The 23,085-nt window shown below is 60.8% G+C and carries 22 protein-coding genes and 1 pseudogene; 8 read left to right on the top strand and 15 right to left on the bottom strand.

Annotation, left to right across the window (positions count from 1 at the left end):
* The first annotated feature begins 253 nt into the window (after positions 1–253).
* The 5 genes from ACX3YF_RS05600 to ACX3YF_RS05580 all read left to right on the top strand — a co-directional run bounded on the left by ACX3YF_RS05600 (position 254) and on the right by ACX3YF_RS05580 (position 7,501).
* Positions 254–2,068, top strand: coding sequence for a glucan biosynthesis protein G (locus tag ACX3YF_RS05600; protein ID WP_448645659.1), 1,815 nt, complete (start codon positions 254–256; stop codon positions 2,066–2,068).
* On the top strand, positions 2,061–4,631 hold the full coding sequence (gene mdoH, locus ACX3YF_RS05595; RefSeq protein ID WP_130207327.1) for a glucans biosynthesis glucosyltransferase MdoH: 2,571 nt from the start codon (positions 2,061–2,063) through the stop codon (positions 4,629–4,631). The genes ACX3YF_RS05600 and mdoH overlap by 8 nt, the downstream gene beginning before the upstream one ends.
* Before the next feature lie 223 nt (positions 4,632–4,854).
* Entirely contained in the window at positions 4,855–5,652 is a 798-nt protein-coding gene (locus ACX3YF_RS05590; RefSeq protein ID WP_458943805.1) for a transporter substrate-binding domain-containing protein, read from the top strand.
* 162 nt (positions 5,653–5,814) lie between these two features.
* Positions 5,815–6,774 (top strand): amino acid ABC transporter permease, encoded by a 960-nt coding sequence (locus ACX3YF_RS05585; RefSeq protein WP_130207323.1) that lies wholly within the window; start codon positions 5,815–5,817, stop codon positions 6,772–6,774.
* Positions 6,767–7,501, top strand: a complete 735-nt coding sequence (locus ACX3YF_RS05580; protein ID WP_103404456.1) for an amino acid ABC transporter ATP-binding protein — start codon at positions 6,767–6,769, stop codon at positions 7,499–7,501. Before ACX3YF_RS05585 ends, ACX3YF_RS05580 begins: the two co-directional genes overlap by 8 nt.
* Before the next feature lie 143 nt (positions 7,502–7,644).
* Here the strand turns inward: ACX3YF_RS05580 and ACX3YF_RS05575 are convergent, their stop codons facing one another.
* From ACX3YF_RS05575 to ubiE, 11 genes and pseudogenes are all read right to left on the bottom strand, one after another.
* Positions 7,645–8,358, bottom strand: a complete 714-nt coding sequence (locus ACX3YF_RS05575) for a methyl-accepting chemotaxis protein (protein ID WP_458974830.1) — start codon at positions 8,356–8,358, stop codon at positions 7,645–7,647.
* 144 nt (positions 8,359–8,502) lie between these two features.
* Positions 8,503–9,561, bottom strand: a pseudogene (locus ACX3YF_RS05570) (methyl-accepting chemotaxis protein); the annotation flags it as partial.
* Between the two features lie 132 nt (positions 9,562–9,693).
* Positions 9,694–10,401 carry a 16S rRNA (uracil(1498)-N(3))-methyltransferase gene (locus ACX3YF_RS05565; RefSeq protein WP_047536419.1) on the bottom strand — a complete coding sequence of 236 codons (708 nt, stop codon included), beginning with the start codon at positions 10,399–10,401 and terminating at the stop codon, positions 9,694–9,696.
* Positions 10,398–11,192 (bottom strand): twin-arginine translocase subunit TatC, encoded by a 795-nt coding sequence (tatC, locus tag ACX3YF_RS05560; RefSeq protein ID WP_130207319.1) that lies wholly within the window; start codon positions 11,190–11,192, stop codon positions 10,398–10,400. The genes ACX3YF_RS05565 and tatC overlap by 4 nt, the downstream gene beginning before the upstream one ends.
* Positions 11,189–11,617: a Sec-independent protein translocase protein TatB gene (gene tatB / locus ACX3YF_RS05555; protein WP_130207317.1), complete on the bottom strand. Its 429-nt coding sequence runs from the start codon at positions 11,615–11,617 to the stop codon at positions 11,189–11,191. The genes tatC and tatB overlap by 4 nt, the downstream gene beginning before the upstream one ends.
* A 10-nt stretch (positions 11,618–11,627) precedes the next feature.
* On the bottom strand, positions 11,628–11,900 hold the full coding sequence (locus ACX3YF_RS05550) for a twin-arginine translocase TatA/TatE family subunit (protein ID WP_103404461.1): 273 nt from the start codon (positions 11,898–11,900) through the stop codon (positions 11,628–11,630).
* 25 nt (positions 11,901–11,925) lie between these two features.
* The gene (locus ACX3YF_RS05545) at positions 11,926–12,258 is read right to left on the bottom strand and encodes a phosphoribosyl-ATP diphosphatase (RefSeq protein ID WP_047536426.1); all 333 of its coding nucleotides are present in this window, start codon (positions 12,256–12,258) and stop codon (positions 11,926–11,928) included.
* A complete protein-coding gene (gene hisI / locus ACX3YF_RS05540; RefSeq protein WP_130207315.1) occupies positions 12,251–12,652 on the bottom strand; it encodes a phosphoribosyl-AMP cyclohydrolase in 402 nt (133 codons plus the stop codon). The genes ACX3YF_RS05545 and hisI overlap by 8 nt, the downstream gene beginning before the upstream one ends.
* Before the next feature lie 81 nt (positions 12,653–12,733).
* Complete coding sequence (gene ubiB, locus ACX3YF_RS05535) at positions 12,734–14,338, bottom strand: ubiquinone biosynthesis regulatory protein kinase UbiB (protein WP_130207313.1); 1,605 nt, start codon at positions 14,336–14,338, stop codon at positions 12,734–12,736.
* Positions 14,335–14,958, bottom strand: coding sequence for a ubiquinone biosynthesis accessory factor UbiJ (locus ACX3YF_RS05530; protein ID WP_130207311.1), 624 nt, complete (start codon positions 14,956–14,958; stop codon positions 14,335–14,337). Before ACX3YF_RS05530 ends, ubiB begins: the two co-directional genes overlap by 4 nt.
* A complete protein-coding gene (gene ubiE / locus ACX3YF_RS05525) occupies positions 14,958–15,728 on the bottom strand; it encodes a bifunctional demethylmenaquinone methyltransferase/2-methoxy-6-polyprenyl-1,4-benzoquinol methylase UbiE (RefSeq protein ID WP_007989286.1) in 771 nt (256 codons plus the stop codon). The genes ACX3YF_RS05530 and ubiE overlap by 1 nt, the downstream gene beginning before the upstream one ends.
* A 155-nt stretch (positions 15,729–15,883) precedes the next feature.
* Between ubiE and ACX3YF_RS05520 the strand changes: the two genes are divergently transcribed.
* From ACX3YF_RS05520 to ACX3YF_RS05510, 3 genes are all read left to right on the top strand, one after another.
* A complete protein-coding gene (locus ACX3YF_RS05520; protein ID WP_130207309.1) occupies positions 15,884–16,159 on the top strand; it encodes a polyhydroxyalkanoic acid system family protein in 276 nt (91 codons plus the stop codon).
* Between the two features lie 244 nt (positions 16,160–16,403).
* Complete coding sequence (locus ACX3YF_RS05515) at positions 16,404–16,826, top strand: phasin family protein (protein ID WP_090465668.1); 423 nt, start codon at positions 16,404–16,406, stop codon at positions 16,824–16,826.
* Between the two features lie 10 nt (positions 16,827–16,836).
* Entirely contained in the window at positions 16,837–17,691 is an 855-nt protein-coding gene (locus ACX3YF_RS05510) for a phasin family protein (protein WP_458973507.1), read from the top strand.
* A 195-nt stretch (positions 17,692–17,886) separates the two neighbouring features.
* On the opposite strand, the gene ACX3YF_RS05505 is transcribed toward ACX3YF_RS05510, so the two are convergent.
* The 4 genes from ACX3YF_RS05505 to phaC (ACX3YF_RS05490) form a co-directional block, all read right to left on the bottom strand.
* Positions 17,887–18,507, bottom strand: coding sequence for a TetR/AcrR family transcriptional regulator (locus tag ACX3YF_RS05505; RefSeq protein ID WP_130207305.1), 621 nt, complete (start codon positions 18,505–18,507; stop codon positions 17,887–17,889).
* Positions 18,508–18,566: 59 nt separating this feature from the next.
* Positions 18,567–20,249: a class II poly(R)-hydroxyalkanoic acid synthase gene (gene phaC, locus ACX3YF_RS05500; protein ID WP_458943803.1), complete on the bottom strand. Its 1,683-nt coding sequence runs from the start codon at positions 20,247–20,249 to the stop codon at positions 18,567–18,569.
* 112 nt (positions 20,250–20,361) lie between these two features.
* A complete protein-coding gene (gene phaZ, locus ACX3YF_RS05495; protein ID WP_448645664.1) occupies positions 20,362–21,216 on the bottom strand; it encodes a poly(3-hydroxyalkanoate) depolymerase in 855 nt (284 codons plus the stop codon).
* A 157-nt stretch (positions 21,217–21,373) separates the two neighbouring features.
* A complete protein-coding gene (gene phaC / locus ACX3YF_RS05490; protein ID WP_458973506.1) occupies positions 21,374–23,053 on the bottom strand; it encodes a class II poly(R)-hydroxyalkanoic acid synthase in 1,680 nt (559 codons plus the stop codon).
* Positions 23,054–23,085 lie beyond the last annotated feature (32 nt).

Here is a 23,085-nt window from a genome sequence, read left to right as displayed (position 1 = left end):
TTACCCCTGATGCGTTGTAACGCGGGCTACTAGATAATCGCGCGCTACGGGGATCAGCGTTCGTTGGTCCATTTTGACTTAGGTAGAGACTTGTCCTGAACCGTTTGGGGAATCATTTAGCCCCATCGGAGTCGGAACAATGCTCGCCAACTTGGCAAGAGTGGTCTGTAAGGCCGGTTTTTTCGTACCGGATTCCGTACATGCCCTTTAACTGGCCGTTGGTTTTTTGATCTGTTTTCGGCGAGGGTTGCTCGTGATTGTTAGTCCCTGTAACGCACCAAAATTGTCTGCCAAACGGTTTCGTAGCGCTCTGGTAGCGGGCTCTGCGCTGCTCACCCTGCTCAGCGCCGGCCAGCTGTGGGCTTTCGATCTGGAGGATGTCTCAGTCAAAGCAAAAGAACTGGCTGGGCAAAAATACGAAGCGCCGCGCAGTAACCTGCCGAACGAATTCCGCGAGATGAAATTCGCGGACTATCAGAAAATTCGTTTTCTGACGGAAAAAGCCGAATGGGCGGACCAGAAAACCCCGTTCAAGCTGTCGTTCTATCACCAGGGCATGCACTTCGATACGCCGGTGAAAATCAACGAAATCACGGCGAACAACGTCGAAGAGATCAAATACGACCCAAGTCGCTTTGATTTCGGCGACGTGAAATTCGATCCAAAAGCCACCGAACAACTGGGCTACGCCGGATTCCGTGTGCTGTACCCGGTCAACAAGGCTGACAAGCAAGACGAAATCATGACCATGCTCGGCGCGAGTTATTTCCGCGTTGTCGGCAAGGGCCACGTCTATGGCTTGTCCGCTCGCGGCATGGCGATCGATACCGCGCTGCCGTCCGGCGAAGAATTCCCGCGTTTTCGCGAATTCTGGATTCAACAGCCCAAGCCGGGCGACAAGCACCTGGTGATCTTCGCGTTGCTGGACTCGCCGCGGGCGACCGGTGCCTATCGCCTGATCCTGCGTCCGGGCAGCGACACCATCGTCGACGTCAAGGCGCAGATGTTCCTGCGTGACAAAGTCACCAAGCTTGGCGTTGCGCCGCTGACCAGCATGTACCTGTTCGGGGCCAACCAGCCATCGAAAGTGCTGAACTACCGTCGCGAACTGCACGACTCCAGCGGTCTGTCGATCCACGCCGGTAACGGCGAGTGGATCTGGCGTCCGCTGAACAACCCGAAACACCTGGCCGTGAGCAACTTCTCGGTCGAAAACCCGCGCGGTTTCGGGCTGCTGCAACGTGGTCGTGATTTCAGCCACTATGAAGACCTCGACGACCGCTACGACAAGCGCCCAAGTGCCTGGATCGAACCGAAAGGCGATTGGGGCAAGGGCTCCGTCGATCTGGTAGAGATTCCGACCGCCGACGAAACCAACGACAATATCGTGGCCTTCTGGAGCCCGGAAAAACTGCCGGAACCTGGCCAGCCGCTCGATGTCGCATATCGTATGCACTGGACCATGGACGAAGCGTCCATCCACGCTCCGGACAGCGCCTGGGTCAAGCAGACCCTGCGCTCCACCGGTGACGTGAAACAGTCCAACCTGATTCGTCAGCCGGACGGTAGCGTCGCCTACCTGGTGGACTTCGAAGGCCCGTCCCTGGCGGCACTGCCAGAGAATACGGACGTTCGCAGCCAGGTGAGCGTTGGCGATAATGCCGAGCTCGTGGAAAACAGCGTGCGCTACAACCCTGAAACCAAGGGCTGGCGCCTGACCCTGCGCATGAAGATCAAGGACCCGAGCAAGTCCACCGAGATGCGTGCGGCGCTGGTTCAGAACGTCACGCCTGCCGACCTGGCCAAGACTTCGATTCCGGCCTCCAGCTCCTCCGTGGCCAAGGCCGACAAGGTCGCCGCCAAACAACAGGAGAAAGCGGACAAGGAAGCCAAGCAGGCCGAGGCCAAACAGGCTGACGCCAAGCCGGTTGCAGAAGCCAAGGACAAGGCCAATAAAGACGCCAAGCAGCCTGTCGCTGCCGATGCGGCCCCAGCCACACCGGAATCGGCATCGACTGAAGAAGTCCTGACCGAGACCTGGAGCTATCAGTTGCCTGCCGATGAGTAATTCACACGTACAGCCAGAGACTCTGTCCGAGTACCTGGCGCACCTGCCGATGACCGACCAGCAGCGCGCGGAACTCGCGGGCTGCCAGTCCTTCAGCGAACTGCACGAACGTCTGTCGTCCTCGACGTTCGACGCCCCGACCGATGCCGCCCAGGCTTCGGTCGGCAAGCGCCTGACCCTGAGTACCGCCGAAGAGTTGCAGGACGCCGAAATGCTGGTGCTGGACGCCAACGGTCGGGTCTGCCTCAAGGCGACCCCGCCGATCCGTCGGACCAAAGTCGTGCCGGAGCCATGGCGCACCAATATCCTGGTGCGTGGCTGGCGCCGGTTGACCGGTCGCACCAATCCACCGGCACCGCCGAAAGATGAGCGTGTGCTGCCGGCTGCGCGCTGGCGCACCGTGGGTTCGATCCGTCGCTACATCCTGTTGCTGCTGATGCTGGGCCAGACCATCGTGGCTGGCTGGTACATGAAAGGCATCATGCCGTACCAGGGCTGGTCGTTCGTCGACCTCGAAGAAGTCCTGCACCAACCGCTGCTGCAAACCGCCACGCAAGTGCTGCCGTATGCGTTGCAGACCAGCATCCTGATCCTGTTCGGGATTCTGTTCTGCTGGGTTTCCGCCGGTTTCTGGACGGCGCTGATGGGCTTCCTGGAGTTGCTCACCGGTCACGACAAGTACCGCATTTCCGGCGCCAGCGCCGGCAATGAGCCGATTCCGAAAGACGCGCGCACCGCACTGGTGATGCCGATCTGCAACGAAGACGTGCCCCGGGTATTCGCTGGTCTGCGTGCGACCTTCGAGTCGGTCGCGGCCACGGGTGACCTGGATCGCTTCGACTTCTTCGTCCTCAGCGACAGTAACGACGCCGACATCTGCGTCGCCGAGCAACAGGCCTGGCTGGACGTCTGCCGCGAGGCAGGGGGCTTCGGCAAGATCTTCTATCGCCGCCGTCGCCGTCGCGTAAAACGCAAGAGCGGTAACCTCGACGACTTCTGCCGTCGTTGGGGCAGTGACTACAAGTACATGGTCGTGCTCGACGCCGACTCGGTGATGAGCGGTGAGTGCCTGACCAGTCTGGTGCGCTTGATGGAAGCCACGCCGGACGCCGGGATCATCCAGACCGCGCCGCGTGCGTCGGGCATGGACACCCTGTATGCGCGCATGCAGCAGTTCGCCACCCGTGTGTACGGTCCGCTGTTCACCGCCGGCTTGCACTTCTGGCAGTTGGGCGAATCCCACTACTGGGGTCACAACGCGATCATCCGCATGAAACCGTTCATCGAGCACTGCGCCCTGGCGCCATTGCCCGGTAAAGGCGCGTTCGCCGGTGCGATTCTGTCCCACGACTTCGTTGAAGCCGCGCTGATGCGCCGTGCCGGTTGGGGCGTGTGGATTGCCTATGATTTGCCGGGCAGCTACGAAGAACTGCCGCCGAACCTGCTGGACGAACTCAAGCGTGACCGTCGCTGGTGCCACGGCAACCTGATGAACTTCCGTCTGTTCCTGGTCAAGGGCATGCACCCGGTGCACCGTGCGGTGTTCCTCACCGGCGTGATGTCCTACCTGTCAGCGCCGTTGTGGTTCTTCTTCCTCGTGCTGTCGACGGCGCTGCTGGCGGTCAACACGCTGATGGAGCCGCAGTACTTCCTCGAACCGCGCCAGCTCTATCCGCTGTGGCCACAATGGCACCCGGACAAGGCCATTGCGCTGTTCTCGACCACCATCGTGCTGCTGTTCCTGCCGAAGCTGTTGAGCATCATCCTGATCTGGGCCAAGGGCGCGAAAGAGTTCGGTGGCAAGTTCAAGGTGACCCTGTCCATGTTGCTGGAGATGCTGTTCTCCATGCTGCTGGCGCCGGTGCGGATGATTTTCCACACCCGTTTCGTCCTCGCCGCGTTCCTCGGCTGGGCCGCGACCTGGAACTCGCCGCAGCGTGACGACGACTCCACGCCATGGAGCGAAGCGGTAAAACGCCACGGTCCGCAAACCTTGCTCGGCTTCTTCTGGGCCTTGCTGGTGATCTGGCTGAACCCGAGCTTCCTCTGGTGGCTGGTGCCGATTGTCGGCTCCCTGATGCTGTCGATCCCGGTATCGGTGATTTCCAGCCGGGTCGGCCTGGGCCTCAAGTCCCGTGACGAGAGCCTGTTCCTGATCCCCGAGGAATACAATCCGCCGCAGGCGTTGCTGGCCACTGACCAGTACACCCACGAAAACCGCTGGCATGCACTGAACGACGGCTTCATCCGTGCGGTGGTCGACCCTCAGCAGAACGCCCTGGCGTGCTCGCTGGCGACCTCCCGTCACCGTCAGGCGGAACCGATCGAGTGGCTGCGCGTCGAGCGGGTACGGCATGCGATGAAAGTCGGGCCTGAAGGGCTGACCAACAATGAACGCGTGCAACTGTTGAGCGACCCGGTGGCATTGGCTCGCCTGCATGAGCAGGTCTGGCGCGAAGGTCACCAGGAGTGGCTGGGCGCGTGGCGCAAGTCGGTCACGGCCGACCCCCATGCACCGCTGCTGCCGCTCAAGCCCGTGAGCGTTCAGCCACAGTTGGCCTGATGAAAAAACCCGCGAAAGCGGGTTTTTTTATGATCGTTCGCAAGTGATGGGGCCACCAGCATCAGGCAACAAATCCTGTCTAAACCCTTGTGCAATCGAGCGAGTGCGTTAGCATCCGTCCCCGAATGGGTGCGCCCGGACCGTTTTGTGTCCGTATCTGTCTGTTTTTATTCGAAAACTGTCGATTTGGCGCCGCAAATGCAATGGTTTTGGGGGCTTGAAGATGAAGAAGTATCTGTCGATGCTGCTGGTCGGCGTCACGGCATTGGTTGCAGTCAACGCGGCACAGGCCGGTGCCATCGATGACGCGGTCAAACGCGGCACCTTGAAAGTCGGCATGGACCCGACCTACATGCCATTCGAAATGACCAACAAGCGTGGCGAGATCATCGGTTTTGAAGTCGACCTCCTCAAAGCCATGTCCAAGGCGATGGGCGTCAAGCTGGAGCTGGTGTCCACCGGTTACGACGGCATCATCCCGGCCCTGCTTACCGACAAGTTCGACATGATCGGCAGCGGCATGACCCTGACCCAGGAACGTAACCTGCGCCTGAACTTCAGCGAACCCTTCATCGTGGTCGGCCAGACGTTGCTGATCCGCAAGGAGCTGGAAGGCACCATCAAGTCCTACAAAGACCTGAACACCGCCGACTACCGCATCACCTCCAAACTCGGCACGACGGGCGAATTGGTCGCTAAAAAGCTGATCGCCAAAGCCAAATACCACGGCTACGACAACGAGCAGGAAGCCGTGCTCGACGTGGTCAACGGCAAGGCGGATGCCTTCATCTACGACGCGCCTTACAACGTGGTCGCGGTGAACAAGGTCGGCAACGGCAAACTGGTGTTCCTCGACAAGCCGTTCACCTACGAGCCCCTGGCGTTTGGTCTGAAGAAGGGTGACTACGACAGCATCAACTTCATCAACAACTTCCTGCACCAGATCCACGAAGACGGCACCTACGATCGCATCCATGACAAGTGGTTCAAGAGCAACGAGTGGCTCAAGGACATGGAGTAACACTCGGTCACGTAGACCGCGTCGCTGCAATCGCGAGCAAGCTCGCTCCCACGGTTGATCCGGGTGAACACAGGTTTTGTGCCCGGCACAACCCCTGTGGGAGCGAGCTTGCTCGCGATTGCGGCCTGCCATGCGACACAGAATTCGGAACTTGCAAAACAGATGAAACAGAAAAAAGCCCAATGGCCCTGGCACGTATTGACCGTGCTGGTGCTGATCGGCCTGGCTGGCGCGTTGTATTACGCCACCTCGCTGATGTCCTACGAATGGCGCTGGAACCGCGTTCCGCAATACTTTGCCTACCACGCCGAAGAGTCACAGCGCGCCGCCGACATCTCCACCGTCAGCGAACTGGTGCGCAAGGGCGACAAGGCTGAAGTGACCCTGCGCAACGATGCGGGCGACGAGCAACGCCTGATCGTCGATGACAGCAGCCTGCAAGTCGCCCAGGGCGATGATGTGGCTGAAGGCGATGTCATCGGCGTGACCCGTCATTGGGCCGCAGGACCGCTGCTGTGGGGGCTGTGGACCACCTTGTGGCTGTCGGTGGTGTCCGGCGTGCTCGGTTTGCTGATCGGTCTGGCCACCGGTCTGTGCCGGCTGTCGAACAATCCGACCTTGCGCGACCTCTCGACCCTTTACGTCGAACTGGTGCGCGGTACGCCGTTGCTGGTACAGATTTTCATTTTCTACTTCTTCATCGGTACGGTGATGAACCTGTCCCGGGAGTTCGCCGGGATCGCCGCGCTCTCGCTGTTCACGGGTGCCTATGTGGCGGAAATCATCCGTTCCGGCGTGCAGTCGATCGCCCGTGGCCAGAACGAAGCCGCGCGTTCGCTGGGTTTGAGTGCCGGCCAGTCGATGCGTCACGTGGTGTTGCCGCAAGCGTTCAAACGCGTGCTGCCGCCCCTGGCCGGGCAGTTCATCAGCCTGGTCAAGGACACCTCACTGGTGTCGGTGATCGCGATTACCGAGCTGCTGAAAAGCGGTCGCGAAGTCATCACCACCTCGTTTTCGCCGTTCGAAATCCTGTTCTGCGTCGCCGGCCTGTACCTGTTGATCAACCTGCCGCTGTCGAAAATCGCCAGCCGGCTTGAGCGGAGGCTCGCGCAAAGTGATTGAAGTCCGCGATCTGGTAAAAGTCTTCGACACCCGTGGCCAGGTGGTGCGCGCGGTGGATAACGTCAGCACAACCGTCGCCAAGGGCGAAGTGTTGGTGGTGATCGGCCCCTCCGGTTCCGGCAAGTCGACCTTTCTGCGCTGCCTCAATGGCCTGGAAGAATTCGATTCCGGTTCGGTGAGCATTGACGGTTTGCAACTGGCCGACCCGAAAACCGATGTGAATGCCTATCGTCGCGAAGTCGGCATGGTGTTTCAGCATTTCAACCTGTTCCCGCACATGACCGTGCTGGAAAACCTCTGCCTGGCGCAGAAGGTCGTGCGCAAGCGTGGCAAGAAAGAGCGCGAGGCCAAGGCCATGGCGTTGCTGGAGAAGGTCGGTATCGCGCAGAAGGCCAACGAGTTCCCCTCGCGCCTGTCCGGCGGCCAGCAGCAGCGCGTGGCGATTGCCCGGGCGCTGGCGATGGAGCCGAAGGTCATGCTGTTCGATGAGCCGACGTCGGCGCTGGATCCGGAGATGGTCGGTGAAGTGCTGGACGTGATGAAAAACCTGGCCGTGGAAGGCATGACCATGGTTTGCGTCACCCACGAAATGGGCTTCGCCCGGGAAGTGGCGGACCGGGTGCTGTTCTTCGATCACGGCAAATTGCTGGAAGACGCCTCGCCGGCGGAGTTCTTCGATGCACCGAAGGATCCGCGGGCGCAGGCTTTCCTGCGTCAGGTCCTTTAAAAGCAGCGGCCTCGGGGGCCGCTAATCGCTAGCAGGCTAGCTCCCACAGGGTTTGGTGTGGACACCAAAAATCCACTGTGGGAGCCAGCCTGCTGGCGATTGCATCACCTCGGTTCTAAGCGAACCGAGGCAGATGAATCACCTCAAACCCTGAACCGCCCCACCAGCCTCTGCAAATGCGTCCCCAACCGCGCCAGCTCAACGCTGGACGCCGCCGTTTCTTCGCTCGCCGCTGACGTCTGATCCGACACATCCCGCACGTTCAACACGCTGCGGTTGATCTCTTCCGCCACGGCGCTTTGCTGCTCGGCAGCGGCGGCAATCTGCTGGTTCATCGCCTGGATCGCCGAGACGGTGCGGGTGATGCTTTCCAGTGAGCCGCCGGCGCGGCGGGTCAGTTCGACGCTGCTGTCGGTCAGGCTGCGGCTGTTGTCCATGATGGTCGCCACTTGCTGGGTGCCGCTCTGCAGGCCGACGATCAGTTCTTCGATCTCTTCGGTGGATTTCTGGGTGCGCTGCGCCAGGCTGCGGACTTCGTCGGCGACCACGGCAAAACCGCGCCCGGCCTCACCCGCGCGCGCCGCTTCGATCGCTGCGTTGAGCGCCAGCAGGTTGGTTTGCTGGGCCACGGACTTGATCACGTCGAGGACGCTGCCGATCTTGTCGCTTTCACGCTTGAGCTCGCCCATGGCCTCGGTGGAATGACCCACTTCCAGGGCCAGGCGCTCGATCTGTGCGATTGCTTCAGCCACCACCTTGTCGCCTTCACGGGCCTGCTGGTCGGCAGCGACGGCGGCTTCGGAGGCTTCTTCGGCGTTGCGCGCGACTTCCTGCACCGTGGCGGTCATTTCGTTCATGGCGGTCGCCACCTGGTCGGTTTCGACTTTCTGGCTGTTGACCCCGGCGCTGGTCTGCTCGGTGACGGCCGACAACTCTTCGGCGGCGCTGGCGATTTGCGTGACACCATCACTGATGCCGCCGATCAGTTCGCGAAGGCCCAGGGTCATGCTCTGAATGGCGCGTTGCAACTGGCCCAATTCGTCCTGGCGTGTGGAGGTCAGGTTGTGGGTCAGGTCGCCGGCAGCGATGTGCTCGGCCACTTTGAGGGTCTGAGCCAGCGGGATCACGATCTGCCGGGTGATCGACCACGCGGCGAACAGGCCAAAGGCGAGCGCCAGTGCGGTGGCCAACAGCAACGTGTTCTTGGCGTGGGCGACATCGGTGTCACGCACGATCGTTTGCGAAATCGTGAGCTTCCTGCTGACGTCGATCAGGATCTGACCTTGCGCTGCCATGCGTTGGAGCGCATCGGCGCTGGCGACCTGGGCATCACGGTACTGGCTGACCGCCGCGCGGTAGGCTTTGAGGGATTCGGCGGCCTGCTGCAGATTGGCGGTGTGTTGTTCCGGCAGTGTGGATGGCAGGTTTTCGAGGTACTTCAGCGTGTTGTCAATGGCATCCAGTGCGGGCTGCTCGGCCTCGGTCTTGCCGCTGTAGGTGTAGCCGCGAACCTGGAAGCGTGCTTGCTGAAGCAGTTTGCTCAGGTTGATCACGCTGTTGAAGGCGCTGACGCTGTCGCCCTGCAGCATCGATTTTTCCACTTCGGCCACGCGAGCCGCCGCGTTGTCTGCCGTGGCGCCGAGTTTGCTGCGGGCGTCATCACGACTGGCGCCGGCCTGGATCATGGCGGCGAAGGCTTGCTTGTATTGGCCGACGGCGGTCACTTGCTGTTCGATCATGGCCGCGTCGGCGGGCTGTTCGATCAGCTTGCGGGCGGATTGCAGGCTGGTGTCGAGCTTGACCAACTGCTCGCTGACGGCGCCCGTGCCTTGTTCGCCATGCTGCATTTCATAGTTAAGGCGCGCAACGCGCAGGTCTTTGGTCAGGTCGTTGATTTCGGAAATGAATCCCAGCTTATCGCCGCGGCTTGTCACGTCGCTCAGGCCGGTCCAGCCGGTGACAGTGGTCAGCAGCGTCAGCAGCAAGACAAGACCGAAGCCAATACCCAATTTGCGATTAACGCCTACGTTTCCCAGCTTATCGGCCAACCATGGGTACATGCTGCAACTCCCTCAAACAACATATTGATTTTGAAGGTATATCGGCGGGCGAGCCGGGTTCTGAAGGCGTCGCCCGACGGGTGGCAGATGAAAGTCCCGTGGGCGAGCCTGCTCAGGGGGGAAGTGTCTGGTTTAGAAGAGTCGTGCCAGCAGGGCGGTGACGGCGGTCTCAACCCGCAGGATGCGCTCGCCCAATTGCACCGGCTGCAAACCGGCTTTGCCGAACAAGTCGATTTCGTAAGGAATCCAGCCACCCTCCGGACCGATGGCCAGGGTCACCGGTTCGCTCAGCGCGCGCGGGCAGGGCGGGTAATGGCCCGGATGGCCGACGAGGCCAAGGGTGCCTTCGACGATGGCCGGCAGGCGATCTTCGACGAACGGCTTGAAGCGTTTCTCGATGACGACTTGCGGCAGCACGCTGTCCCGGGCCTGCTCGAGGCCGAGGATCAACTGCTCGCGAATCGCTTCAGGTTCCAGGAACGGGGTCTGCCAGAAGCTCTTCTCGACGCGATAGCTGTTGACCAGCACGATTCGTGGCACACCCATGGCCGCCACGGTCTGGAACACCCTGCGCAGCATCTTGGGCCGTGGCAGGGCCAGCACCAGGGTCAATGGCAGCTTGGCCGGCGGTGGCTGGTCGAGGGTGACGCGCAATTCCGCCTCATCGGCATCCAGGCGCAACACCTCGGCGGAACCCATCAGCCCGTCGATACGCCCGACACGCATGCTGTCGCCGACTTCGCAGCGGTGGACTTCCTGCATGTGGGTCAACCGGCGATCACGCAGGATCACCCGGTCGGCCGCGATGAAGTCGGCCGATTCAAGGAGCAGGAGGTTCACGCTTGGGTCGCTGGCGGCTGGTCGTTGTGATCGTCAGCCGGCAGATCGTCCGGATGTTCGCCGCGCTTGCTCACCAGGCTGCCAAACAGGATGCCGATTTCGAACAGCAGCCACATCGGTACGGCCAGCAGGGTCTGCGAGAAGATGTCCGGCGGCGTCAGGATCATGCCGACCACGAAGCAGCCGATGATCACGTACGGGCGGATTTTCTTCAGGTATTTGACGTCGACCACGCCGATCCAGACCAGCAGCACCACGGCCACCGGAATCTCGAACGCGACGCCGAAGGCGAAGAACAGCGTCATGACGAAGTCGAGGTAGCTGGTGATGTCGGTCATCATTTCCACGCCGGCCGGCGTGGCGGCGGCGAAGAATTTGAAGATCAGCGGGAACACCAGGTAATAGGCGAACGCCATGCCGGTGTAGAACAGCATGATGCTGGAGATCAGCAAGGGCACTGCAATGCGCTTCTCATGCTTGTACAGGCCCGGCGCGATGAAGCCCCAGATCTGGTGCAGGATCACCGGGATCGCCAGGAACAGCGACACCATCATCGTCAGTTTCAGCGGCGTCAGGAATGGCGACGACACATCGGTGGCGATCATCGTCGCGCCTGCTGGCAAATAGGCGCGCAGCGGCGTCGAGACGAAGGTATAGATCTGCTGGGTGAAGGCGAACAACCCGGCGAAGATGACGAAGATCGCCGCTACGCAGCGCAGCAGGCGGGTACGCAACTCGGTGAGGTGCGAAACCAGCGGCATGTGCTGGTCGTTTTCAGGAAGATCGCTCATGGGGCTCGCGGCGGCAGTGTGGGGTCATGAGGAGCCGGCGCGACAGGCGCGGCGGCTGGAGCAGCGGGTTCAACCGCAGGTGCCGCTACAACGGGCGCTGGCGCAGGCGTTGGCGTGGGTGCCGCGGGTGTGTGGATCGACTGCTCGCCCACATGCTCCACCGGCGTTGGCTCCTGCTGGGTCGGCGTGAAGATCTTCCGCGCCTCCTGCTCAAGCGACAGGATGTGCTCGTTGTGCAGTTGCCGACGAATTTCGTCGGCACCGATTTCACGTTCAACTTCCTGTTTGATCGCGTTGAAGCTGCGCTTCAGACGCCCGACCCACAGGCCAGCGGTGCGCGCAGCGCCCGGCAGACGCTCGGGGCCCAGCACCAGCAGGGCGACGAGGCCGACGAGCAGCAGTTCAGAGAAGCTGATACCAAACATTAGTCAGTGCTCACACGTCTTTGCGGATCGGCTCTTCGACTTTTTGCGCCTGCACGTCGATGGTGTGCGGCTGATTGACAGAGGCCTGTGGTTGAGCGGGCGGAACAGGCTGGGCCGGCGTCGCGGTCGGATCGGCCGGTTTTTCGTCGTCGTTCATGGCTTTGCGGAAGCCTTTGATCGATTCGCCGACGTCGGTGCCGAGGTTTTTCAGTTTCTTGGTGCCGAACACCAGTACCACGACAACCAGGATGACGATCCAGTGTTTCCAGTCAAAAATGCCCATGCTGCTGCTCCTCTCTAGTCGTTATTCAGGCGGACGGGCGCGAGGCTTTCTCGGCGTGTCCGGACAGACCGAAGCGACGGTCCAGTTCATCGAGTACAGCCTGTGGATGCTGCCCCAATTGGGCGAGCATGACCATGCTGTGGAACCACAAATCGGCAGTTTCGTAGATCACATCGCTGCAGTCGCCGCTGATGGCGGCGTCCTTGGCGGCAATGATGGTTTCGACCGACTCTTCGCCGACTTTTTCCAGAATCTTGTTCAAGCCCTTGTGGTACAGGCTGGCGACGTACGAGCTATCGGCAGTGGCGCCTTTGCGCTCTTCCAGCACAGCGGCCAGACGGGTCAGAGTGTCACTCATGTTTGTGTCCTGCGGAATAGATGGCATTGGGATCTTTCAGGACCGGGTCGACGGTTGTCCAGTCGCCGTTCTCGAAGACGCGATAGAAGCAGCTCTGGCGGCCGGTATGGCAGGCAATGTCGCCGATCTGTTCGACCATCAGGATGATCACGTCGGCGTCGCAGTCCAGACGCATTTCGTGCAGCGTCTGCACGTGGCCGGACTCTTCGCCCTTGCGCCACAGCTTGCCACGGGAGCGCGACCAGTAAATGGCGCGGTTCTCGGCGGCGGTCAACTCCAGTGCTTCACGGTTCATCCAGGCCATCATCAGGACGCGCCCGGTCTTGTGATCCTGGGCAATCGCCGGCACCAGGCCATCAGCGTCCCATTTGATCTCGTCCAGCCAGTTTTTCATCTTCGACTCCGACAGCGGGTCCGACACTTCATTAGTCGAACCCAAGCGTTCAAACAGTGTGCCAGTCGTTCACGCAACTGGCTATCGACGAACGACCAGATACAAGCCGACGGCCATCATGATGCCGGCCGGCCAATACGCCAACTGGTTCAGCGGCCCACCGGCGGCGAGGAGGGCGCCACCGGCCAGATGCGCGGTACCGAGCAGGCGCAGGAACCAGTCGTCGCGAGGTCGATGCCAGGGTGGTGGCGGGTCGTTGGCATGGGGTTGCGACATGCGCTCGAGCAGGTCGCGGGCCATGTTGGCCAGGTGCGGGATCTGCTCGAACTGGCTCTGCACATTGCCGAGCAAGGCTTTGGGGCTGACCCGCTCGCGCATCCAGCGCTCCAGGAACGGCTGGGCGGTGTTCCACAGGTCGAGGTCCGGATACAGCTGACGACCCAGGCCCTCGATGTTCAGCAGGGTTTTTTGCAGCAGTACGAGTTGCGGCTGCACTTCCATGTTGAAGCGCCGTGCGGTCTGGAACAGGCGCATCAGCACCTGGCCGAAGGAAATATCTTTTAACGGTTTTTCGAAAATCGGCTCGCACACGGTACGGATCGCCGCTTCGAACTCGTTGAGCTTGGTTTCCGCCGGCACCCAGCCCGAATCGATGTGCAATTGCGCCACGCGACGGTAATCACGCTTGAAGAACGCGAACAGGTTGCGGGCCAGGTAATCCTGGTCTTCCGGGGTCAGGCTGCCGACGATGCCGCAGTCGATCGCAATGTACTGCGGACTCCACGGGTTCACGGTGCTGACGAAGATGTTGCCGGGGTGCATGTCGGCGTGGAAGAAGCTGTCACGGAACACCTGGGTGAAGAAAATCTCCACGCCGCGTTCGGCCAGCATCTTCATGTCGGTGCGCTGGTCGGCCAGGGTCGCCAGATCGGTGACCTGGATGCCATATATACGCTCCATCACCAGTACTTTCGGGCGGCACCAGTCCCAATAGACCTGCGGCACGTACAGCAGCGGCGAACCTTCAAAGTTGCGCTTCAACTGACTGGCGTTGGCGGCTTCACGCAGCAGGTCGAGTTCGTCGTAGATGGTTTTTTCGTAGTCGCTGACCACGTCCACCGGGTGCAGCAGGCGCGCATCGGCCGAGAGTTTTTCGGCGGCGCGGGCGAGGATGAACAGCCACGCCAGATCCTGGGCGATCACCGGTTTCAGCCCTGGACGAATCACTTTGACCACGACTTCTTCGCCGGTTTTCAGTTGCGCGGCGTGCACCTGCGCCACCGAGGCCGAGGCCAGCGGTTCGACGTCGAAACGGCTGAAGACTTCGCTGATTTTCTTGCCCAGCTGCTCTTCGATCAGCTTGACCGACAGCTGCGAATCGAACGGCGGGACGCGGTCCTGCAGCTTCATCAGCTCATCGGCGATGTCTTCGGGCAGCAAGTCGCGGCGGGTGGACAGGATCTGTCCGAACTTGATGAAAATCGGCCCCAGGTCCTGCAGCGCCAGGCGCAGTCGCGCGCCCCGGCTCAGGTCCAGCGTCTTGCGCGGGAACCAGCGCCACGGCAGGGCGTAGCGCAGCGCCCGCAGGAACCAGGGCAGCGGCAGGGCGAACAGCAGGTCATCGAGGCGGTAGCGGATCACGACGCGCTGGATGCGCAACAAACGGCGGACGGCAAGCAGCTTCATGCGTTATCGCTTGGGTCGAGGGATCGGGAAAGGCGCTCGAAACGCGCCTCGAGACGTTCCAGATCGAGCTTGATCTGGTCCAGTTCACTGAATCGGGCTTCGGCTTCGCGCTGACCGACGAGGGTGCGCGATTCTTCGGCCAGGTATTCGCCAAGGTTCTGGCCCAGGCTGGCGAACCCTTGCTGATACCAGCGGGCGCGGCTGCGCAGGTGACCACCGACCAGTTGTGTGGCGACAGGGCCGAGCCAGCGCGAGAGTTCGTACTCCCAGTCCAGCTCCAGGTCCTGAAGGATGGCCGCCAGCTCCAGCAGTACGCCGCTGTCACCCTCGAGCTCGACCTCGGGCCCATGCAGCACCGACGTCTTGTCCTTGCTCATCGCCAGTTTCAGCAGGCTCGAGGCCGGGGCCCGCAAGGTGCAGTCGGCACCGGTTTCCCACTGGGAAGCCAGCATCAGGCCTTCGTCGCTGGGCAGGATGAACAATTGAAACGCCGGGCTGCGGCAATCGACGGCAATCACCCTGCCGCTCAAATGCGCCAGCCGCGGCAGCGCCGTGCTGTCGAGGCGCAGCACACGGTTCAGACCGAGTTCAACGCTGGCGAGCAGGCCGGCGAGCAGCATCAGGGCTTGATGCCGCGGTGCAGGGCGACGATGCCCGCGGTCATGTTGTGATAGGTCACGCGGTCGAAACCGGCCTCGACCATCATTGACTTCAGGGTTTCCTGATTCGGGTGCATGCGGATCGATTCGGCCAGGTAGCGATAGCTTTCCGAATCGTTGGTGATCAGCTTGCCCATCAGCGGCATGAAGGCGAACGAATAGGCGTCGTAGGCTTTGGACATCAGCGCGTTGGTCGGCTTGGAGAACTCCAGCACCAGCAGGCGGCCGCCTGGCTTGAGTACACGGAGCATCGAGCGCAGGGCGTCTTCCTTGTGGGTGACGTTGCGCAGGCCGAAGGCGATGGTCACGCAGTCGAAGTGGTTGTCCGGGAACGGCAGTTTTTCCGCATCGGCCTGGACGAATTCGACGTTGCCGGCCACACCCAGGTCCAGCAGGCGGTCACGACCGACCTTGAGCATGGATTCATTGATATCCGCCAGCACCACCTGACCGGTCGGGCCAACGAGGTGCGAGAACTTGCGGGTCAGGTCGCCGGTACCGCCGGCGATGTCCAGCACGCGATTGCCTGTGCGTACACCCGACAATTCGATCGCAAAACGCTTCCACAGGCGGTGCATGCCGCCCGACAGGAGGTCGTTCATCAAGTCGTACTTGGCGGCTACCGAATGGAAAACCTCAGCGACTTTTTCCGCTTTCTGGCTTTCCGGAACGTTTTTGAAGCCGAAGTGAGTGGTGGGTTCGGCATCGCTGCCTTTGCGCTGATCAGTCATATCGCTGTCACCAAAATAGAATGCGCGACATTCTAATCCCCAAGGGATGCTTTGTCTTGGCAAGGCTGAAGGTAAGATGGATCACCCTCGGGACGTTTTGCCGCATCAGTGGTCAAGATTCACCGAACAAGCATTCATAAAGCAGGAGTCATTCGATGGCCCATATTAGTGTTGAGCGTGCCCACGGCCTGGGTAAGGAAGCGGCTCGCGAGAAGGCCAACAAGCTGGCGCAGAAACTGTCCGATCAATATGGCCTGGAGCCGCAGTGGTCTGGCGACACCTTGAACCTCAAGCGCTCGGGTGTGAAAGGCGCGGTGCATGTCAGTGACGATTCGATCAAGGTCGATGTGGAACTGGGCCTGATGATGTCGGCCATGAGCGGCATGATCAAATCGGAAATCGAAAAGGCGCTGGATAAAGCCTTGGTGTGATCTCTGGTTGAAACGAAATTCCCTGTGGGAGCGAGCTTGCTCGCGATGACGGTATGTCAGTCAGCATTAATCATCGACTGATGCACCGCTATCGCGAGCAGGCTCGCTCCCACATTTGTTGACGGTGATCCCGAAGATTTATGTCAGTTGTTAGGGTGCCGTTTCTAATTTTTCTCCCTACTTTGTGCCAGAGCCCGACACTTTCACGGGCAGTTCCTCAAACCTTTTGCGCGTGAGGTGCACCATGGCCAAAGTTATTTTGAAGAAAAAAATCGACGCATCGACCACCGCCCTGAGCGACGTCAAATCCTATGCCCGCAAGATCTGGCTGGCAGGCCTGGGTGCCTACACCAAGGTTGGCCAAGAGGGCAGCGATTACTTTCAAGAGTTGATCAAGGCTGGTCAAACTGTTGAAAAGAAAGGCAAAAAAGCAGTCACTGAGAAGCTTGAAGCGGCGAATGCCGAGATCGATGAAGCCAAAGACGAAGTGCGCACTTTCAAAGGCAAGGTCGAAGTTCAACTCGACAAAGTGGAGAAGGCGTTCGACACGCGTGTCGCAAGTGCCTTGAATCGTATCGGCATTCCGTCTAAACATGACGTTGAGACACTCTCTGCCAAGCTCGATGAGCTGACGGCATTGCTCGAACGCGTCGCGCGTAAATCTTAAGGAGAACGGGATGGCTGGCAAAAAGAATACTGAAAAAGAAGGCAGCTCGTGGATCGGGAAAGTCGAAGACTACTCCCGAAAAATCTGGCTGGCGGGTTTAGGCGTGTACTCGAAGATCGACACTGACGGCAGCAAACTCTTCGATGCATTGGTTAAGGACGGCGAAAAAGCCGAGAAGCTGACCAAGAGCGTCGTTGGCAAAACTGTCGACGCCGCCAAGGACTCCGCTTCTTCGGCCAAGTCGCGCATCAGCGGCGTGAAAGATCGTGCTCTGGGCAAGTGGGACGAGCTGGAAGGCGCTTTCGACAAGCGTCTGAACAGCGCCATCTCGCGCTTGGGCGTACCGAGCCGCAACGAAGTCAAGGCACTGCACAGCAAGGTCGATACCCTGACCAAGCAGATCGAAAAGCTCACCGGTGCCAAGGTTGCGCCTGTCGCGGCGAAAACCGCGGCCGCCAAACCAGCGGCTAAACCAGCCGCCAAAACCGCTGCCAAGCCACTGGCTAAAGCGGCGGCGAAACCTGCTGCCAAGCCAGCGGCGAAAACGGCCGCTGCCAAACCCGCTGCCGCCAAACCAGCGGCCAAACCGGTTGCCGCAAAAGCCGCCGCTAAACCTGCTGCCAGGCCTGCCGCCGCCAAGCCTGCGGCGAAAACCGCAGCGGCCAAACCAGCAGCAAAACCTGCCGCTGCGAAGAAACCAGCGGTGAAAAAACCGGCCGCTCCAAAAGCTGCCGCACCAAAACCAGCAGTGGCTGCCGCAACGCCGGCAGCACCGGTCAGTTCGTCGAACTCCGCGACCGCGCCGACCCCTGCTGTAACCCCGACTGCCGCGCCGGCACCTTCGACGCCAACCAGTCAGTCCTGATTTTTTCAGGGCTCAAGAAAACGCCCGGCCTGCCAAGGCCGGGCGTTTTTGTTTGTGCAGCATTTTGAAAGCACCACAAACCTGATGTGGGAGCGAGCCCTGCTCGCGATGAGGCCATCAGATTCAAAAATTTTGCCTACTGACACACCGCCATCGCGAGCAGGCTCGCTCCCACAGGGATAGGTGTGATCAGCATTAATCGTGCTCTTCCAGGTACTGCATCGCCAGTCGCTCCGTCGCCACCTTGATCGGCGGCAGCAGATGCGGCGCCACCAGCATCATGATCTGGTAGACCACCAATCGCACTTCACCTTCGCGGTCGAGAATCCGCTGATAGTCCAGCGAGAACAGCAGCGTCAGGGTGATCTGTTCCACCAGTTGCCCCAGCGCCTGGGTGTCGCTGACCAATTGCCCCTGGGCTTTCAATCGCGCCAGTAACGACGCCAGCGTGCGCTTCAGTGCATTGAGCAGGTTGCGGATGCCCTTGGCCAGCTTCGGCAGGCGGCCGGCCAGGTTCGACAGGTCCTGGAACAGAAACCGGTAGTGGGCCAGGCGTTCGACGATCAGGTGCAGGAACAGCCAGTAATCTTCCGGTGCCAGTTCAACGTCCGATGGCGGATCGAGCAGCGGGGCCAGCTCATTCTGGAAGCGTTCGAACAACCCGAGAATCAGCGGCTCCTTGCCGTGGAAGTGGTAGTAGAGGTTGCCGGGGCTGATGCCCATTTCGTTGGCAACTTCCATGGTGGAGACGTTTGGTTCGCCCTTCTGATTGAACAGCTGCAGGGCACATTCGAGGATGCGGTCGCGGGTTTTCATCCAGTCTTCTTATTGATCGGGTGATGCCACGGCCGGTCGCGGCCGTGGGTCGTTGAGTGTCAGCGCACGCGCACGTAAGTACCGGGCGCCGCCTCCATGGGTGGATAGTTCTGGTTGCCGAGGGCCATCTGGGTTTCCTTTAGCGCCCCCGAACGTTCCTGAATCCAGCTCAGCCACGGGATCCACCAGCTGCCATCGACGTGCTTGGCATCGTAGTACCAGGCCCGCGGATCACTGCTCAGTTTGCCGTTCTCGACGTAGTTGGCTTTCGGGTTGTTCGGCGGGTTGAGGATGCTTTGCACGTGACCGCTGTTGGACAGCACGAAGCGGCGATCACCCCCGAGCAGCAGCGTCGAGCGATACACCGCGTCCCACGGTGTGATGTGGTCGTTGATACCGGCCACGCTGAAGCTGTCGACGGTGACCTTCTGCAAGTCGATTGGCGTGCCGCACACCTCCAGGCCGCCCGGGTGGGTGAGCGGGTTGTGCTTGAAGAAATCCAGCAGGTCGCCATGCAGCGCGGCGGGCAGGCGCGTGTTGTCGTTGTTCCAGTAGAGGATGTCGAACGCCGGGGGTTCTTTGCCCAACAGGTAGTTGTTGACGAAATAGCTCCAGATCAAGTCGTTGGGGCGCATCCAGGCAAACACCTTGGCCATGTCGCGACCGTCGAGCACGCCTTTCTGGTAGGAGCGCCGCTTGGCGGCTTCCAGGGTCTGTTCGTCGGCGAAGAGGGTTGCTGGTGAATCCAGCTGACTGTCGAGCAGGCTCACCAGATACGTCGCGCTGGAGACCCGGCGCAGTTGCCGTTTGGCTTGCAAGTGACCTTGCAACGCAGCGATGGTCAGCCCGCCGGCGCAGGCGCCCATCAGGTTGACCTCCCGTGCACCGGTGATCGCCCGGCACACATTAATGGCTTCTTCAACCGCCTCGACGTAGGTCGACAGGCCCCATTCGCGATGACGCACATCCGGGTTGCGCCAGCTGATCACGAAGGTTTGCAGGCTGTTCTTGAGGGCGAACTGGACGAAGCTGTTGTGCGGGCTCAGGTCGAAAATGTAGTACTTGTTGATCTGCGGCGGCACCACCAGCAGCGGCTTGGAATACTGCTTTTCGCTCATCGGCTTGTACTGGATCAGCTCCAGCAACTCGTTGCGAAACACCACGGCGCCGGTGGTGGTGGCGACGGTCTTGCCGACTTCGAAAGCCTGTTTGGTGACTTGCCGGGGCAGGCCGTCGTTGTGCAGCAAGTCATCCACCAGGTGACCGATCCCGCGCACCAGGCTGTTGCCGCCGGAGTTGAAGATCTCCTTGATCGCCAGTGGATTGAGCAGGCTGTTGGACGGTGACACGGCATCATTGAGCAGGGCGAAGGCGAAATGCGCGCGGGCACGATCGTCCGGGGTCATGTTGCTGTCGTCGATCCAGCTCTTGACCTGTTTTTGCCAAGCCAGGTAGGCCTGCAAACTGCGACGGTAAAACGGGTTGAGGCTCCAGGCCGGGTCGGCGAAACGGCTGTCCTGTGGATTGGTCGGGTGCAGGGTCTCGCCGAGCAGCACACGGCCCAGCTGCCCGCCCAGTTTCAGGGCGTGCCGTGCGCTGTGCACCGGGTTGCGCAGGCCATGGGCGGCAACGCTGCGCAGGGTCGAAATCAGATCCCGGCCGCGCAGGCCGGTAATCGCACTCTGTGCGTTGATGAACGCGGCGGGAGTGGGCAAAGTGTCCCGCGCTGGTTTGTCACGCATGAGTCAACACTCCTTCGTCTTCAGGCCAAAAACACACAACCGAACCAAAACACCATAGACGCTGTTTCGGGTTGTTGCGCGGCGCGGCGTCCTGCCGCCCGTCAATGAGCCGCTAGCCGCCCAATGGCGCCGGGTGCGGATGCATCACGGCGCGTTGTCGTTCTTCTTCGAGGAATTTCATGATGATCGGCGCCACCGCTTCGGCGCGGGTGATCAGAAACAGATGGCCGTCATCGATGATGTGCAGGTGGGCATTGGGAATCCGCCAGGCCAGCAGGCGCATGTTGATCAGCGGGATCAACGGATCGTCATCGCCCGCCAGTACCAGGGTCGGCTGATTGATCTTGTGCAGCCAGTGGATGCTGGTCCAGCCGAGGCCGGCAAACAGTTGCCAGTAGTAACCGAGCTTGCCTGCCGAACGCACTTTTGCCGCGTGGCTCGCGGCCAGTGTCGGGTCGCGGCGAAATGAGCCGCCGTAGATCATCGGTGCAATGCGGATCACGTGCGAGGGCTGGATGTAGCGCCTCGGACTGGCCATCATCCACAGCACTTTCGGCTTGCCCGGCACCATCACCGCGCCGGCCGCAGTGGCGGCCAGCACCAGTTTCTTGCAGCGCTCCGGATAGTCGTAGGCGAACTGTTGGGCAAGGGCGCCGCCCCAGGACACACCAATGACATTGACCTGCCCGTAATCGAGGTAGTCGAGCATGCGTGCCGTCAGTTTGGCCAGGCCCGGAAAGCGATACGGTCGATTCGGCGTCGAAGAGCCACCGACACCGGGCACGTCGAAAGCGATGACTTCCAGGTCCGGGTCCAGTGCCGCGACGAACGGAAACACCAGCTCCAGGTTGGCGCCGATGCCGTTGAAAATCAGCAAGGGCGTCAAGTGAGGCTTGCCGGGGCGTACCGCCGTGCGGAGGGTCTGGCCATCCAGGTCGACGGTACGAAATATGAACGGTTGCGGCATGCTTCTGGCCCTGTTTATGAATTCATCCCCGACCCCCTGTAGGAGCGAGCCTGCTCGCGAAAAACGTGAAGGCAACGCGTTAATTCAGGCAGCACGCGTTTTCGTTAACGTCCATCGCGAGCGAGCTCGCTCCTACAGGAGGAGCGGGGTGTGTCAGTTACCGCTCGTGTACGTATGTGCCTGGCGCAGTCTCGCCCGCCGGATAAGCCTTGTTACCCAGCTTCGCCGGGGCCTTTTTCAGTTCGCCCGAACGCTGGGCCTGCCAGGCCTGCCAGTGCAGCCACCAGGAGTCGGTGTGCTTGGTGGAATTCTCTTGCCACTCTTCGGCATTGGCAGCCATTTCGGTGCTGGTCATGTAACGGGATTTCGGATTGCCCGGCGGGTTCAGGATGCTCTGGATATGCCCGCTGCTGGACAGCACGAACTCGACATTGCCGCCGAACAGTTGCGCCGACTTGTAGCAGGACTTCCACGGGGTGATGTGGTCGTTGGTGCCGGCCAGGGAAAAGATGTCGGCCGTGACCTGCTTCAGGTCGATGGGCGTGCCGCACACTTCCAGTGCATTGGGGCGAATCAGCGGGTTGTTTTTGAACATCTCGATCAGGTCGCCATGGAACGCGGCGGGCAATCGGGTGGTGTCGTTGTTCCAGAACAGGATGTCGAACACCGGCGGTTCGTTGCCCAGCAGGTAGTTGTTGACCCAGTAGTTCCAGATCAGGTCGTTGGGACGCATCCACGCAAAGACTTTTGCCATGTCGCGGCCTTCCAGTACGCCGGCCTGGTAGGAGTGGCGCTTGGCGGCTTCGAGGGTCTGCTCGTCGACGAACAGGGCGACATCGCTGTCCAGCGTGGTATCGAGCACGCTGACCAGCAGGGTGAGGGCGTTGACCTTGTTCTCGCCGATTGCCGCGTAGTGGCCCAGCAGGGCGGTGCAGGTGATGCCACCGGAGCAGGCGCCGAGCATGTTCACATCTTTGCTGCCGGTGATGGCGGTGACCACGTCGACCGCTTCCTTGAGCGCCTCGATGTAGGTCGACAGACCCCATTCGCGCTGTTCCTTGGTCGGGTTGCGCCAGCTGACGATGAAGGTCTGCACATTGTTGCGCAGGCAGAACCGCGCCAGGCTCTTGTCCGGGCTCAGGTCGAAAACGTAGAACTTGTTGATCTGTGGCGGCACCACCAGCAATGGACGCTCGTGGACCTGCTCGGTAATCGGCTTGTACTGGATCAGCTCCAGCACATCGTTGCGAAAAACCACCGCGCCATCGGTCACGCCGAGGCTCTTGCCGACCTCGAACGCACCCATGTTGACCTGGCTCGGCATGCCGCCGTTATGCACGAGGTCCTTGGCCATATGCGAAAGACCATCGAGCAGGCTCTTGCCGCCGGTTTCGAAGAAGCGTTTGACGGCCGCCGGGTTGGCCGCCGTGTTGGTCGGGGCCATGGCTTCGGTCATGAGGTTGATCACGAAGTGCCCGCGAGCGGCGTCACTGGCCGAGAGTTTGCTGTCATCGATCCAGTCGTGGAGTTCCTTGCGCCACGCCAGGTAGGTTTGCAGATAGCGTTTGTAGAGGGGGTTCTGGCTCCAGGCCGGATCGGCGAAGCGACGGTCATCGCTGCTCGGTTGCAGTGTGGATTTGCCGAACAGCACGTTCTTGAGTTCAAGGCCGAAGTGCGCAACATGCCTGGCGCTGTGCACCGGTTGTTTGATGGCCTGCCTGAGCACAATTCGAGCAGAAGCCAGTAGATCCTTTCCACGCAGTCCAACGACAGGATTCAGTCCCAAGGTGTTTTCCGAGGCCTGATACTTCAAGTCATCGTTATTCTTGTTACTCATCTACGACGCTCCATTGTCCTGAGACGAGTACC

The organism is Pseudomonas fluorescens group sp. PF-69 (assembly GCF_054481235.1).
This window is presented reverse-complemented; position numbering and strand designations above follow the sequence as displayed.